Source organism: Klebsiella sp. OBRC7 (assembly GCF_000293135.1).
Classification (GTDB): Bacteria; Pseudomonadota; Gammaproteobacteria; order Enterobacterales; family Enterobacteriaceae; genus Klebsiella; species Klebsiella michiganensis.
The window spans coordinates 14,277-27,926 of record NZ_ALNJ01000119.1; the positions used below are offsets into that span (position 1 = coordinate 14,277).

General features: G+C 53.2%; 14 protein-coding genes. 6 read left to right on the plus strand and 8 right to left on the minus strand.

Annotation, left to right across the window (positions count from 1 at the left end; genetic code table 11):
• Positions 1-43: 43 nt before the first annotated feature.
• The 7 genes from HMPREF1144_RS22945 to HMPREF1144_RS33090 form a co-directional block, all read right to left on the minus strand.
• On the minus strand, positions 44-592 hold the full coding sequence (locus tag HMPREF1144_RS22945; RefSeq protein ID WP_009654112.1) for a winged helix-turn-helix transcriptional regulator: 549 nt from the start codon (positions 590-592) through the stop codon (positions 44-46).
• A 38-nt stretch (positions 593-630) separates the two neighbouring features.
• Positions 631-1,737, minus strand: coding sequence for a hypothetical protein (locus tag HMPREF1144_RS22950; protein WP_009654098.1), 1,107 nt, complete (start codon positions 1,735-1,737; stop codon positions 631-633).
• 227 nt (positions 1,738-1,964) lie between these two features.
• Complete coding sequence (locus HMPREF1144_RS22955; RefSeq protein ID WP_042928317.1) at positions 1,965-2,471, minus strand: GNAT family N-acetyltransferase; 507 nt, start codon at positions 2,469-2,471, stop codon at positions 1,965-1,967.
• Entirely contained in the window at positions 2,468-2,761 is a 294-nt protein-coding gene (locus HMPREF1144_RS22960; protein ID WP_009654115.1) for a DUF1778 domain-containing protein, read from the minus strand. The genes HMPREF1144_RS22955 and HMPREF1144_RS22960 overlap by 4 nt, the downstream gene beginning before the upstream one ends.
• 193 nt (positions 2,762-2,954) lie before the next feature.
• A complete protein-coding gene (locus tag HMPREF1144_RS22965; RefSeq protein WP_009654096.1) occupies positions 2,955-3,641 on the minus strand; it encodes a DUF5710 domain-containing protein in 687 nt (228 codons plus the stop codon).
• 529 nt (positions 3,642-4,170) lie between these two features.
• Positions 4,171-5,559, minus strand: a complete 1,389-nt coding sequence (locus tag HMPREF1144_RS22970; RefSeq protein WP_004854182.1) for an SLC13 family permease — start codon at positions 5,557-5,559, stop codon at positions 4,171-4,173.
• Positions 5,560-5,828: 269 nt separating this feature from the next.
• Positions 5,829-6,071 carry a hypothetical protein gene (locus HMPREF1144_RS33090; protein WP_004854184.1) on the minus strand — a complete coding sequence of 81 codons (243 nt, stop codon included), beginning with the start codon at positions 6,069-6,071 and terminating at the stop codon, positions 5,829-5,831.
• Positions 6,072-6,104: 33 nt separating this feature from the next.
• Here HMPREF1144_RS33090 and HMPREF1144_RS22975 point away from each other — a divergent pair, with 33 nt between their 5' ends.
• Both HMPREF1144_RS22975 and HMPREF1144_RS22980 read left to right on the plus strand, forming a co-directional pair.
• Entirely contained in the window at positions 6,105-7,475 is a 1,371-nt protein-coding gene (locus HMPREF1144_RS22975; protein ID WP_004854187.1) for a pyridoxal-phosphate dependent enzyme, read from the plus strand.
• Positions 7,476-7,485: 10 nt separating this feature from the next.
• The gene (locus tag HMPREF1144_RS22980; protein ID WP_004854188.1) at positions 7,486-8,631 is read left to right on the plus strand and encodes a trans-sulfuration enzyme family protein; all 1,146 of its coding nucleotides are present in this window, start codon (positions 7,486-7,488) and stop codon (positions 8,629-8,631) included.
• A gap of 79 nt (positions 8,632-8,710) precedes the next feature.
• On the opposite strand, the gene HMPREF1144_RS22985 is transcribed toward HMPREF1144_RS22980, so the two are convergent.
• Positions 8,711-9,610, minus strand: coding sequence for a LysR family transcriptional regulator (locus HMPREF1144_RS22985; protein ID WP_004854190.1), 900 nt, complete (start codon positions 9,608-9,610; stop codon positions 8,711-8,713).
• Positions 9,611-9,708: 98 nt separating this feature from the next.
• On the opposite strand from HMPREF1144_RS22985, the gene HMPREF1144_RS22990 reads away from it, so the two are divergent.
• The 4 genes from HMPREF1144_RS22990 to HMPREF1144_RS23005 all read left to right on the plus strand — a co-directional run bounded on the left by HMPREF1144_RS22990 (position 9,709) and on the right by HMPREF1144_RS23005 (position 13,400).
• On the plus strand, positions 9,709-10,311 hold the full coding sequence (locus tag HMPREF1144_RS22990) for a short chain dehydrogenase (RefSeq protein WP_004854191.1): 603 nt from the start codon (positions 9,709-9,711) through the stop codon (positions 10,309-10,311).
• Positions 10,312-10,417: 106 nt separating this feature from the next.
• Positions 10,418-10,756, plus strand: a complete 339-nt coding sequence (locus HMPREF1144_RS22995; RefSeq protein WP_004854193.1) for a hypothetical protein — start codon at positions 10,418-10,420, stop codon at positions 10,754-10,756.
• Positions 10,757-11,018: 262 nt separating this feature from the next.
• Positions 11,019-12,938, plus strand: a complete 1,920-nt coding sequence (locus HMPREF1144_RS23000; protein WP_009654102.1) for a tyrosine-protein phosphatase — start codon at positions 11,019-11,021, stop codon at positions 12,936-12,938.
• 273 nt (positions 12,939-13,211) lie between these two features.
• Complete coding sequence (locus HMPREF1144_RS23005) at positions 13,212-13,400, plus strand: hypothetical protein (protein WP_032721611.1); 189 nt, start codon at positions 13,212-13,214, stop codon at positions 13,398-13,400.
• The last annotated feature ends 250 nt before the right edge of the window (positions 13,401-13,650 follow it).

Here is a 13,650-nt window from a genome sequence, read left to right on the forward strand (position 1 = left end):
CGCAAGTGACTATACATCACTCACTCTGGTTAAATCAACCAGTTTAATCAGAAGTTCCGGGGCCCGTGTAGATAAACTCAATACCACCTGTGGGTGATGATACCTCTGACCGCATAATAAGGCCTTCATTTACAAGCTTTTTGAGCCTTGTACTCGCATTCTGTACAGAGATATTGAGGGCTTTAGCAACATTGGCGGTACTGGCTCCCCCCCGGCTTAACACGACATCGAGCAATGCCTTTGTCGAGCTTTTCGCTTCAGGGCCAATGATACGCACTCCCTTATCAAGCATCACAATCAAAGACTGCTGCTTTGCTATTGCTGCATAGTCCCAGTTATCAATGAGATCTGCAGAACTGACATCCGTGATAAAGAAGTACTTTTCTCCACAAAGCTGTTTTGCAAGTGCAATGACACTTTCCCGTGGAAAGGAGGAATCGGTAGCAACAATACCTTCAAGAGAAATTTCAAACGACCTGCAGCCAGGGTGTGAGTCAACAACATTTTGAAGCCGCTTAAACACTTCCCGTCCCACAACATTTCCAAATGGGTGGTTATTGTTTTCAGTGAGTTCCAGCAGTTTGACTTTCATACAATCCTGCTTCTTATGGTTAATTTAAGGAGATGATATTAATCATAGCCCAGGAAAAAATCAAAGCAAACCTGAGTGCCCTTAATCAACGCCAGTCCTCTTTTACCGGTAATTTCGGTGAGTTGACCATCTTTATATGTGATCCTCAACTCGAAGTTTGGTTGCCGGACAAGAACAACGGCATCATATCTGGCGGCCAGCTCCTGTGACCGTTTCAATCCCAGACCGCGAGCGGCCTCATCAGGCGCAGAGCCAAACTGACTTAATCCCCCATTTTTTAATGCTTGCGTAACCAAAAACATATCAGAATCCTCGGTTAAAGACTCAATTTCCTTTGAAATTTCAGGATAATATGTTCTGAGGTTTCGTTTCAGAGTTTTTGCAATTCCTAAACCGCTATCAGAAATTACAGTCTGGATATGTCGTCGCTTCCCTTTATATAACTGCAATGCCGCAAACCCAGGAATAGGTGTCTCGCTATGATCCCTTACATTACCAATGAGCTCAGAAAAAATTGTAAACACCGCCATGTAATATTCCTGGCCTGCATGGAGCACAAATTGTTTAGTCAGCTTTACCGGAATAGAATCATCAAAATTATCAAGGTCAATGGACGCTATCTCAACCAGATTGTCATTATTTCCCCGGTAGCGTTTTGCTCTTGATTCCGTCGGCCTTTCTGGCTGTACAGTCACATCAGAATGCAAATGGTCGAAAAAACCTAGCCGGTCCAAAAAGTCTTTCGTGGAAGGGCATTTACTGAAATCCAGTTCGATTATCTTCCCGGAAATGGCCGCCTGGTTTGCCAGAGCAATCACCCTCGCACCAGCCGCCAATAAAATCCTGCAGTTCTCCGGAAAGCATATTCTGCACCGGTTTGCTGAAGCGCCCAACAGACATCCTGCCGCTGATAAATTAGATTCGAAAACATCTTCATCAATCCAGGAGTCTGCATCCAGAACCAGAACGTATTCATCTTCTACATACCATTTCCAGTCAACCTGTTTGAGGCCTACGGCATTATTGTACAGAAATGAATTCAGGGCAGATTTATCAGAGTACCCGAGTTTTTTGGCTATCTGCTTACCTGTCAGTCCGGGAAATTCACGAAGCAGCTCTTTGATTTTCTCTATATCGAACAGCACTCGATAAAATCCTTAAGAGGGAAGTTAGTCAATGTTTGATGGCACACTGGGTAACATATCGTTATACCTGACAGGTTCTCATAACAAAGCAACGTTTGTAAATGACATGGCATGCCGCTATCTCTTGTATTAATGCAACATTAAACGAAGCCCATACCCATACGCACATTTGATGAAAAATGAAGTCTCGATCCCGATGCCTCAGACATTTCCTCGTCCCCGAAAAGCTAATTATCTAAAGTCGGAATCAGACTCTCAGCTAGATCTCCCAGCGTCACCATCAGCATCATGGGATCAATTGGCGAAGAGTCAAACCCAACCCGCACGTAGAACTCCCGGGCTTCATCAGACAGCGCATGAACCAGCATCCCGCGAATGCCGATAGTCTCCGCCACCTGAATCACCCGTAACCCGGCATCCCGCACCAGTCCCCTGCCGATTCCATGACCATGTAATGATTTATCTACTGCCAGACGACCCAGGACGACTACCGGGATCGGATCAGGCATATTACGGCGAAAGCGCCCGGGCGCAGCACTTACCATCACGGCGCTGGAGGCCAGCGAGTAATACGCCAGCACTTTTGAACCATCACAGCAAACGAACGTCCGGGACGCGCCTGTTAGCTGATTTTTCATCGCCCGCTGTTTCAGCCAGTTGTCCATAGTATCCACGCCACAGCAAAATGCGGATAGCACATGCCCGGCATGAAGAGGCTCAGGCGCAGAAATCATTTTTTCAGTTCCCACGGCGCTGGCGTTTGCATGGTTTTACGCAGCGCAGCACTCGGCGCAGGAGCCTGATCCAAACGGGCAAGGAATTCCTGATAAGCATCTGGATCAGCCATAATGATGCGCTGTTCAATCAACGTATCCTCTGCGGCGGCGCGGGCGGCCTCCAGAACAAAATCAGTACGGTTTTTCCCTCTGGCTTTCGCTGCACGGTCGATAAGATCACGCTCGGCAGGTTTGATACGTAAATTTAATGTTTCGCGTTTGAGGGAAATGTTGTTCGTCGCTGGCATGAGATTATCCTCCTGTCTTATCTTCAGGACATTAACTATACAGCAAATGTAACGCAGATGTCATTACGAATTACAAAAACAGAACTGCCCGATAATGCTCTTTCCCTGTCTGGTGTTGTGATCAGCAAGCATCCTTACCTCACTTAAAAAGCATCAATTCAGAACTGAACGGAGAATAGCCGCCATTAGCACGTCAGCTTACGATTTTCATCCAGGGAAACATTTCACCAGCCGTAGAGACGCCCGAATCACCAAAATGAATGTGAATATGGTCATGCGAAATACCATTGCACGCTGCAGAAAACGGTGTGTTGATGGTACGCAATTCTATGCGTTGCCCATATCGAACCTCCAGAGGGCCGAAATAGCCATTGGGTTCGCAATGCAGGGGAAAGTCTCCCTGTTTAGCATGACAGTGCTGACAATGATTCATCCAGTAACGACTGTCCGTCGTTTTACTGTAATCTTTGGACAAGTAATGCTTAACCTGTCCGAGTTGCGTTAATACCCCTCGTGGCATGTCATCAATATAAAACACGAAAGCGGGTTTCTCGTGTACCATCCAGTATGTCTGCAATGTCTCTGAATTTGCTGTCTCGTCGTTGACATCATCTTCATCCGCTTCAAGAGTTTCATGCCCCACTGGCAGCAATATTGACGTCAGTAACGTTTCCTCACCACATTTCCAGCACGCACCAAATGTTTGTGCAATGTACCAGTATGGTGCACGAACATTTCTGAAAGGTATCCATTTTTCAAAGGGTTCTGGATGTATACCATCAGGAATATACCAGGTTTTGTTTTCAGAATCCCAACGGCTACCTAGACGTTTAGCCTCATCTTTCTCATCAAACGGAACATTAAGGTCTATTCTTGCCATTTATCCTCCTTGTCCGGATTTTGTAATCAGTCACCTGAAATTATTTTTATCACAGATAACGGGTAAGGGTATGGAAGCGCGCACTGACCTCGCCAGCTAATTTAACGCTTCACGCTCCAGATAAACGTTATTCGTCGGCATGATATACCCTTCCAGTCTGTACTCTGGATATTAACCATACAGCAATCGTAACGCAGGTGTCATTACGACATGCAAGCATCAGACGGAATCGAACCACTAGGAAACCACCGGGCTATTTCTCACACATCCATCCCAGCGTTATGATATTCAAGAGAAAATACGGGTCAAAAGGTGGGTCTTGACAAATAGTGGAGACAAAAACTATCATTAAAAACAGTTCACTAGATAACTGAATGTTCCCGAGTCCGGGCACCACTATTCAGAGAACCCAGCCTATGGCTGGGTTTTTGCTTTTCTGCGGCCGACTCTCCATCGAACTCCGTTCGATTATTCGCCGCACGACAGTCTTCATTTGCATGATATTGGGTGGAAACTCGCTTATCAGAAGTTATACCCAAAACAACATGCTAAATCCGGTCAAAACGACGATACAAGCGACATTCAAAAACAGGCCGGCACGCATCATCTCCTGCTGCTTGATATGGCCGGTGGCGAAAACGATAGCGTTTGGCGGCGTCGCCACGGGCAGCATAAAAGCGCATGAAGCCGCAATGGCAATCAATACCGACAGAATCACAGGCGACATGCCGAACGCTTCTGCCACTGAGGCAAATACGGGAATAAGCAAAGCGGCGCTGGCCGTATTACTGGCAAACTCGGTTAAAAACACCACGAATGCTGCAATCACCAGGATGATGATAAATATCCCCATATGAGCCACCATCCCGCTAATCTGGTTTGCCAGGAACAGACTGGTACCCGTCTCTTTCAACACATTACTTAAGCAGATACCACCGCCGAATAATAACAGCACGCCCCAGTCAGCCGTTTTCTCTATATCCTTCCAGTGAACCACCCGGGCGAAATTGACTAATATAATGGCGCCTAAAGCCACGATGGTATCGAAGGATTTAAAACCGCCCAGCAGATCGTTAATGGGTCCGCTGAAAATCCAGAAGAATACGGTAAGGCCAAAAATAGCCAGGGTGACTATTTTGCCTTTATCCCAATCGACCTGTTCACTATTCGTTTCGAAGGTCCCCTTAAGTTCCGGCCTGAACACGAGGTAAAGAATCGCAATAGCGACTGGCAGTAAGACGATCATTGCCGGGAAACCGAACTTCATCCAGTCAAAGAAGGAGAGCCCCACCTCGGCGGCGGCAATCGCATTCGGTGGACTGCCGACGATGGTCGCCATTCCGCCAATGCTGGCGCTATAGGCAATACCGAGGAGCACAAACACATAGGTCGAATGGCGGTTTTTGCCATCGACTTTACTCAGGATCCCCAATACCAGCGGCATCATCATTGCGGCCGTCGCCGTATTACTGATCCACATTGACAGCAGCGCCGTCACGCCAAATAGCATAAAGACCGCGAGGCGCATTTTGCCCCTTGCCATCGCTAATACCTTATCGGCAATGACTTTATCCAGTCCCTGCACATGCATCGCCGCCGCCAGAGCAAAACCGCCGAGGAAAAGGAATATCGTTGAGTTGGCGAAACTGTTTAGCGCCGACTGGGTATTAAATACCCCCAGCAGCACTGCCATGACGGGAACCATTATTGCCGTAACGGTCACGTGCAGCGCTTCCGTTAACCATAATACGGCGATAAAAGCGAGCATACTCAGCCCCATGACCACCTTCGGCTCATAGGGTAGCGTGTTGTAGAGAACGATAAACAAAACAATATCGAGCAAAATGATGATGCTGTTACGGTTAAAAAACCACTCATGGGTATTGGTGGGTAAAGGACTCATGTCGTTTTTATTCATAGTAGCTTCCTTGTAACTGGTTACGACTGAATCATTACATGTATATGTCTTTCAGGTATAAATTATGTTCCAGTTCTGTTAACTGGATCGTACCAGACAATTTCCCGGCTGAATGACACCCAGGTCAGGATATTTCCGGAAAGAGGTTCCTGATATAGACGATTTATTGAAGCGAGCAGGCCAACTTTATTAGCTTTAATTTCCTTCATCTGAATTTCTGTCGTTGGCTACCGCGCCGGTATACGCGGCGTTGATAGTTTCACCAACACCTAAAATAGCCCCAGAGATCCATCGAATATTTTCGGCAATCCATTTCTGAAATAGAGATAAAGCAGCGCGTAAAAACGGATAATTCGGTGAAAAACCGGGCAAAAGCGCGCTATTCTGGAAATCAACACGCCCAGGCGGCTAACAACCTTTCCCTCCGGACGGCTAAAAAGCATCTTATATTCCTTTTTGCTCTTAGCGGCAGACAAAAGTTCTTTAAAATGCCAATTTTGCAGACCTACCATTCAAATCATCTCGATACGAATGGGCAAAATGTTATGTCAGTTTTTCATTCCGTTAGCGACCTGATTGGTCATACTCCCCTGCTGCAGCTTCATAAGCTGGATACCGGCCCCTGCAGCCTGTTTCTAAAACTGGAAAATCAAAATCCCGGCGGCTCGATAAAAGACCGCGTCGCGCTATCCATGATTACCCAGGCAGAGCGCGAAGGAAAATTAAAACCCGGCGGCACGATTATCGAAGCCACCGCCGGCAATACCGGCCTCGGGCTGGCGCTGATCGCCGCGCAGAAAAATTATCGCCTGATCCTGGTGGTGCCGGACAAAATGAGCCGCGAGAAGATTTTCCATCTGCGCGCGCTGGGAGCGCAGGTCCAGCTTACCCGCTCGGACGTTAACAAAGGCCATCCCGCCTACTATCAGGACTACGCCCGGCGTCTTGCCGACGAAACGCCTGGCGCCTTTTATATCGACCAGTTTAATAACGAAGCTAACCCGCTGGCGCATGCCACCACCACCGCCCCGGAGATCTTCCGGCAGCTGGATGGCGATATTGACGCGATCGTCGTCGGCGTCGGCTCCGGCGGAACGCTCGGTGGGCTACAGGCCTGGTTTGCTGAGCACTCCCCTGAAACGGAATTTATCCTCGCCGATCCGGCGGGCTCCATTCTGGCGGACCAGGTCGAAACCGGGCGCTACGGCGAAACCGGCTCCTGGCTGGTTGAAGGGATCGGCGAAGACTTTATTCCGCCGCTGGCCCATCTTGAAGGCGTCCGCAGCGCATACCGCGTCACCGATAGCGAAGCTTTCGCCACCGCCCGCCAGCTGCTGCAGGTTGAAGGCATTCTGGCAGGCTCCTCCACCGGAACATTGCTTACCGCCGCCCTGCGCTACTGCCGGGCGCAGACATCCCCTAAACGCGTGGTGACCTTCGCCTGCGACAGCGGCAATAAATATTTATCAAAGATGTTTAACGATGACTGGATGCGCCAGCAGGGCTTTTTAAGCCGCCCTTCGCGCGGCGACCTCAGCGATTTTATCGCCCTGCGCCACGACGAAGGGGCAACCGTCACCGCCGCGCCGGACGATACCCTGGCGGCCATCCTCGCGCGTATGCGCCTCTACGACATCTCGCAGCTGCCGGTGCTGGAAAACGGCCGCGTCGTCGGCATCGTCGACGAATGGGATCTGATTAGCCACGTCCAGGGCGACAGTCAGCGCTTTTCTCTGCCGGTCAGGGAAGCGATGACCCGTAACGTGGAGACTCTGGATAAGCACGCGCCGGAAAGCGCGCTGAAGGCTATTTTCGATCGCGGCCTGGTGGCCGTTATCGCCGACAACGATCGTTTTCTTGGCCTCATTACCCGCAGCGATGTGCTGACCACCTGGCGTAACCGACTCGAACAGTAAGGACTTCTCAATGACAAATTTGCATACCCTGAGCGTACATAGCGGCACATTTACCGATGAACACGGCGCGGTGATGCCGCCTATTTATGCCACCTCCACCTTTGCTCAGCCCGCGCCGGGCCAGCATACCGGGTACGAATATTCGCGCAGCGGCAACCCGACCCGTCACGCGCTGGAGACGGCGATTGCCGACCTGGAAAGCGGCACGCGCGGCTACGCCTTTGCTTCCGGTCTGGCGGCCATCTCAACCGTGCTGGAGCTGCTGGATAAAGACAGTCACCTGGTCGCCGTCGACGATGTCTACGGCGGCACATACCGGCTGATTGAAAACGTTCGCCGCCGCAGCGCCGGCCTGCGGGTGAGCTGGGTGAAGCCCGACGATCTGGCGGCCATCGAAGCGGCCATTCGGCCCGACACGCGCATGATCTGGGTTGAAACGCCGACCAACCCGCTGCTTAAGCTGGCCGACCTCAGCGCCATCGCCGCCATTGCGCGGCGGCACAATATTATCAGCGTCACCGATAACACCTTCGCCTCGCCGGCTATCCATCGTCCACTGGAGCTGGGCTTTGATATCGTGGTGCATTCGGCGACCAAATACCTTAACGGCCACTCCGATGTGGTCGCCGGGCTGGCGGTAGTCGGCGACAACGCCGCGCTGGCGGAAAAGCTGGGCTACCTGCAAAACGCGGTCGGCGGCGTCCTCGATCCGTTCAGCAGCTTCCTGACGCTGCGCGGTATTCGTACCCTGGCGCTGCGTATGGAGCGCCACAGCAGCAATGCGCTGCTGCTTGCCGAGTGGCTGGAGCAGCAGCCGCAGGTCGAAAGGGTCTGGTTCCCGTGGCTGGCCTCGCATCCGCATCATCAGCTGGCGCGCAGGCAGATGGCGCTTCCCGGCGGGATGATCTCCGTGGTGGTCAAAGGCGACGATGGCTACGCCGAGCGGATCATTCGTAAGCTGAAGCTGTTTACCCTCGCGGAGAGCCTTGGCGGCGTGGAAAGCCTGGTGAGCCAGCCGTTTAGCATGACCCACGCGTCGATCCCGCTGGAGCAGCGGTTAGCCAATGGCATTACTCCGCAGCTGATTCGTCTGTCGGTAGGGATTGAGGATCCGCAGGATCTGATCGCCGACTGGCGCCACGCGCTGCGCGACTAAGCAGATTGCCCGGCGGCGGCTAACGCCTTGCCGGGCGACAAGATCCCCCATCACATCAGGCCCGCCGCCCGGCAGAGAATTAAGTAGTCTGCCCGTTCTGGCCCTGCCCCTGCAGAAGATGCTCAACAAAGCGCGTCAGCTTCGGCAGCGGCCGCAGATCCTGCCGCCAGAGCAGGTGAATCGGCCTCGGCTGCGGGGTATACGCCTCGAGCACGCGCACCAGTTTGCCGCACTCGAGCGCATCCGCCAGCAGCACTTCCGGCTGCAGCAGCAGCCCGGCGCCGGCGATCGCCGCCGTTCGCAGCGCATAGCCATCATTACAGCGCAGAACAGCGTCGCGCTTCCAGCGTACGCCCTCCTCGGCGCCAGGCAGCTTCCACTCATTGCGCGCGGTCCACACCGTATGCGACAAACAGAGATGATCGGCCAGGTCCGCAGGCGTTGTCGGCGTACCGTGGCGGGCTAAATACCCGGGCGCGGCGCAGATCGTCATCCGGTAGGGCGCGAGATACTTTGCTACCAGATCGTTATTGCGGATCTCGCCGATGCGGATCGCCAGATCGATGCCCTCATCCACCAGATCGACCATCCGGTTGGTCAGATCCAGCTCCACGCGCACGTCGGGCCAGGCCTGCAGAAACGTGGCGGTCAGCGGGGCAATCACGCAGGCGCCAAACGACGTCGGCGCGCTTATCCGCAGCGTGCCCGCGGGCGCGACCCGTAGCCTCTCCACTGAACTTTCGGCGATTGAAACCTGCTCCAGGACGCGTTTCGCCTCGTCAAAATAGACCCGCCCGGCGTCGGTCAGGCTCTGGCGGCGGGTATTGCGCTCAAGAAGACGGGTATTAAGCTGCCGCTCGATCAGCGCGATATATTTCCCGACCATCACCGCCGACATCTCGAGCCGCGCTGCGGCGCCGGTAAAGCTTCCGCACTCCACGACCGCAACAAAGGTCTCCATCGCCCGCAGCTTATCCATATTACAAACCTCTGGTTAGTAATTATTTAACTTTTAGCCAGTTTATCCGATATTTGTTTTATTAAAAAATAGCCTCTCACCCGAGAGAGGAACCTGCTATGAAAATTATCGTTATTGGCGCCAGCGGTACCGTTGGCCGCGCGGTTGCGCAAGAGTTAAGTCAGCGTCATGAGGTTATTCACGTCGGCCGCACTCAGGGCGACTATCAGGTGGATATCACCTCACAGCAGAGCGTAGAGAACCTGTTTGCGAAAACCGGTCGGGTCGACGCGATTGTTTCCGCCACCGGTAATCTGTTCTTTGGTCCGCTGGCGACCATGACCGACGGCGATTTCAACCAGGGCCTACAGGATAAACTATTGGGGCAGATTCGCCTGGCGCTGACCGGCCAGCATTATCTGAACGACGGCGGTTCTATTACGCTGATTAGCGGGATCGTCGCCCATGAGCCTATCGCTCAGGGCGTCAATGCCACCACCGTCAACGCCGGGCTGGAAGGATTCGTTCGCGCCGCCGCCTGCGAACTGCCGCGCGGAATACGTATTAACCTGATTAGCCCCACCGTATTAACGGAATCGGCGGCAGCCTACGACGGTTTCTTCCCCGGTTTTACCAGCGTCCCCGCCGCCAGCGTGGCTCAGGCCTACCGCCGCAGCGTAGAAGGCGTTCAGAGCGGACGGATCTATAAGGTCGGCTACTGACCGGCGCCGCTGCGGGCCGGAATTATGCTGCCGGCCCGCGACGGCGCTTACATCCTGTTTCATCAACGGCTACACTGATCCTTCAATTTGCCTTTTTGAATGACTCATGTTGAAGAAACTCGCTTTTATTGCCCCGCTTTTGGCGCTTATCGCTCTACTTATCTGGTGGTTCACGCCCCGCTACGCCGAAGAGGACGTCGCGTACTACCGCTCCGTCTTCTGCGTTATTGACCATCAGGACAGCCGCGCGTTTCTCCGCGACATGGAAAATATGATTGAAGGCGGCAATTCGGATTATGCGCTGCATAAGACCCACTACGTGCCCGCTCTGGGCCAACGGATGCTGGACACCTGGCAGCAGTTGACGCCGGAAGAACAGAAAAGTATCAACCAGGACCAGCAGCGCTGTCGCCAGCTGATGAGCGAAAAGCAGCGCCCGGATTAAGGCGTATTACTGCGCAAAATGACTCGCTGACAATAATATAAAATAACATTCTGCTGCGACGAGCGGAATGTTAAACATAAACATGGCGAATGAATAACAGTATTTAGCGCGCGCAAAAGTTATATTTAATCGATATCCTGACGTTATTATCACCCTATTTATTTAAAAACATCGTTCTGGAAATAATTCCGTCACAATCTCCTCTTATATTTCCAAGCCTTAATAAACAGTAAATTATAACCAATAATTATCGAGGCTTATTTTGATTCGCTATATTCCCGTTTCGCTCTCTCTGGTCGCCGCCGCCGTTTCCGGCGTGCTCTACGCTGCGCCGATAAATACGCCCGTACTCGCTACGATGGATAATTTCCGCGATATCGCTGGCACGACGTCTGTTTATACCACCAGCCACGACGGCACCCTGCGCACCGGCGTTTTTTATCGTTCTAATGCCCTGGCATTATCCTCCGCGGACCAGGCGACGCTGAGCACGCTCGGTATCAGCGATGTTTATGATTTGCGCACGGCCAGCGAAATCGCCAGCAGCCCGGACGTGATGCCCGACGGGGCGAGGTATACGCATATTGATATCATCGGCAACACCGCTTCGGGCAGCAACATCACCTCAATAACGTTCAGTAGCGCCGCTGAAGCCAAAGCGATGATGCAGCAGACCAACGTCTCCTTCGTCAGCGATGCCGGGATGCGCGCCCGGTTTACCACACTATTTAACGATCTGGCCAGCGCCGATGGCGCAGCGCTGTTCCATTGTACCGCGGGCAAGGACCGTACCGGCTGGACCGCCGCGATGCTGCTGAGCATTGCCGGCGTCGATGAGGGGACCATTATGGAAAACTACCTCGCCACCAACGACTATACCCGCCAGCGCGTCGAAGCGACCCTGGCGATGATGCCCCCCGCCATGGCGGCGATTTACGAGCCGCTGCTGGGCGTCGATGCCAGCTATCTTCAGGCCGGGCTGGATGAAATCAGCCGCGAGTACGGATCGGTGGATAACTATCTGAAGCAGGGCCTGGGGCTGTCGCAGGAGACGCTCTACGTCCTGCGCGGCAAAATGGTGCAGTACGGCCAGCTGCCGGGACAAAGCGAACTGCGGGGGAATGCGGCGCAGGGCGCAGCGCTGCTTAACGCCCTGCAAAACAGCGGGCTATCGGGCCGCTACACCGACTATAACTATTATCTGCAATCGGCCATTGATGCCGGAACCCTCGGCGGCGTGGAGACTCAGGTCGGCGGGCAGATTTACGCGGACGCCGCCAGCTACCTGCTGCGCAGCGGATCGCGATTAGACAGGGCGTTAACGCCGAATATTGATAGCCGTCAGCTGCGGGACGGGGAAGGAAAGCTGTGGCTGACCGGGCTTAGCGGCTATCTTGGCACCGATGGTTCCGCCCGCGCCGCCAGCAGTAATGAGCATACCACCGGCTCGCTGCTGGGCTATACCTGGCGGTTTAACGCGCAGCTTAGCGGCTACGGCACTCTGGGATATAGCTGGGGCTCGCTGGGCAGCGCCAGCGCCGATGCGGATGCCAACACCACTCTGCTGGGGTTTGGCGGTCGCTATGCTTTTGAGGATCTAAATCGTGGTTTATTTGCCGCCGCCGATCTTAACGCAGGCTGGATCGATTATAGCAGTACGCGCCGGCTGAATAGCGGGCTGGGTACGGCCACCGGCGATACCCATGGCCAGCTGGTTGGCGGCACGCTGCGCCTCGGCTACGTGAGTCCACTCGATTTTGCCAGCGTTGAGTACGCCATCGGGACCCGCCTGACCCACCTGCGGATGGACGCTTTCCACGAGAGCGGCAGCGAGCTGGCGCTCAACGTCGACCGCGTCAGTGAAAATAACGCCAGCGGTATTGCCAATGTGAGCGTCGCATTTCATTCGCAAAACGGCGGCGGCTGGCGCTTCACGCCGGCGATAAATATCGGCTATGAACACAGTTTCAGCGGCCCTTCGGTACGTACTCAGGGCCAGGTTTATCACTATGAAGTCGTACAGAACGCGGCCTACGATAGCCGTGACATGGTCAACGCCGGCGCCAGTTTGAACATCACGCGCGGTGCGCTGAGCCTGAACCTTGGCGGCCAGGCTGATGTCGCCAGCGGCGGCGACAGCCACGGCTACAGCGGCAGCCTTAGCGTGGGCTACGCCTTTTAAACATCTACAGCGGGCCGCCGCCGCGGGCGGCTTGCTCTTAGCCACGAAATTGCAAAGCGGTTAAACCTACACCGCCGAGGATCGGCGCATTTTTCGCCGCCATGGGCAAAACGAAACGCTGGCAGGAAAGGTAAAACAGAAATTATGTTTCAATCGGCTACTGGCAGCGGCAATCATCAATCTGATGCATGATTGTCCTTACCATAAAAAGTAGTTGATCTGGTATCGACAAGCTCTTATTTTGCTTCTCAGTTTTTAAACGAGATGAAACTGATGCCTACTATCACAGCCAGTAGTATGAAAGAAGCAAAAGAGTTAATGAATTGTGGAAAGTACAAAGAAATCGTCCTCAATTTCGATATTGATGCTGACGATTTTTTCACCCTCGCAACATCCCAGTCAGCAACAAAAGTCACCATCACAGACAGAAATAATCGCTCATCGGTCAAAGCAGAAAAATAATAAAAACCCCTGAGGCTCTTCTTATGCTGTTAGCTATTGGTACCGTCGCTGTTGCTTTTCTTTCCACGTTGATGCTGATCTGGCTTGACGATCGCATTACCGACCAGGATTAACGACCCGGGCCGGCGATAAGCCGCAAAACCGCCCGCCTCTGTGTTTCTCTCGCCCGTAGCCATCGGCTGCGGGCGATTCAAAAACCTCGCCCATGCCATTTTCACGCTACGCGTTGATGATTTTCGCCCGCCGCGCA

Excerpts from the sequence above, each read along its gene's own strand:
- HMPREF1144_RS22960 (WP_009654115.1), bottom strand. The coding sequence starts at position 2,761 with ATGCCAGCGACGAACAACATTTCCCTCAAACGCGAAACATTAAATTTA.
- HMPREF1144_RS22995 (WP_004854193.1), top strand. The coding sequence starts at position 10,418 with ATGTTGAAGAAACTCGCTTTTATTGCCCCGCTTTTGGCGCTTATCGCT.
- HMPREF1144_RS22970 (WP_004854182.1), bottom strand. The coding sequence starts at position 5,559 with ATGAATAAAAACGACATGAGTCCTTTACCCACCAATACCCATGAGTGG.
- HMPREF1144_RS22980 (WP_004854188.1), top strand. The coding sequence starts at position 7,486 with ATGACAAATTTGCATACCCTGAGCGTACATAGCGGCACATTTACCGAT.
- HMPREF1144_RS22990 (WP_004854191.1), top strand. The coding sequence starts at position 9,709 with ATGAAAATTATCGTTATTGGCGCCAGCGGTACCGTTGGCCGCGCGGTT.
- HMPREF1144_RS22965 (WP_009654096.1), bottom strand. The coding sequence starts at position 3,641 with ATGGCAAGAATAGACCTTAATGTTCCGTTTGATGAGAAAGATGAGGCT.
- HMPREF1144_RS22975 (WP_004854187.1), top strand. The coding sequence starts at position 6,105 with ATGTCAGTTTTTCATTCCGTTAGCGACCTGATTGGTCATACTCCCCTG.
- HMPREF1144_RS23005 (WP_032721611.1), top strand. The coding sequence starts at position 13,212 with ATGCCTACTATCACAGCCAGTAGTATGAAAGAAGCAAAAGAGTTAATG.
- HMPREF1144_RS22985 (WP_004854190.1), bottom strand. The coding sequence starts at position 9,610 with ATGGATAAGCTGCGGGCGATGGAGACCTTTGTTGCGGTCGTGGAGTGC.
- HMPREF1144_RS33090 (WP_004854184.1), bottom strand. The coding sequence starts at position 6,071 with ATGGTAGGTCTGCAAAATTGGCATTTTAAAGAACTTTTGTCTGCCGCT.
- HMPREF1144_RS22955 (WP_042928317.1), bottom strand. The coding sequence starts at position 2,471 with ATGATTTCTGCGCCTGAGCCTCTTCATGCCGGGCATGTGCTATCCGCA.
- HMPREF1144_RS22945 (WP_009654112.1), bottom strand. The coding sequence starts at position 592 with ATGAAAGTCAAACTGCTGGAACTCACTGAAAACAATAACCACCCATTT.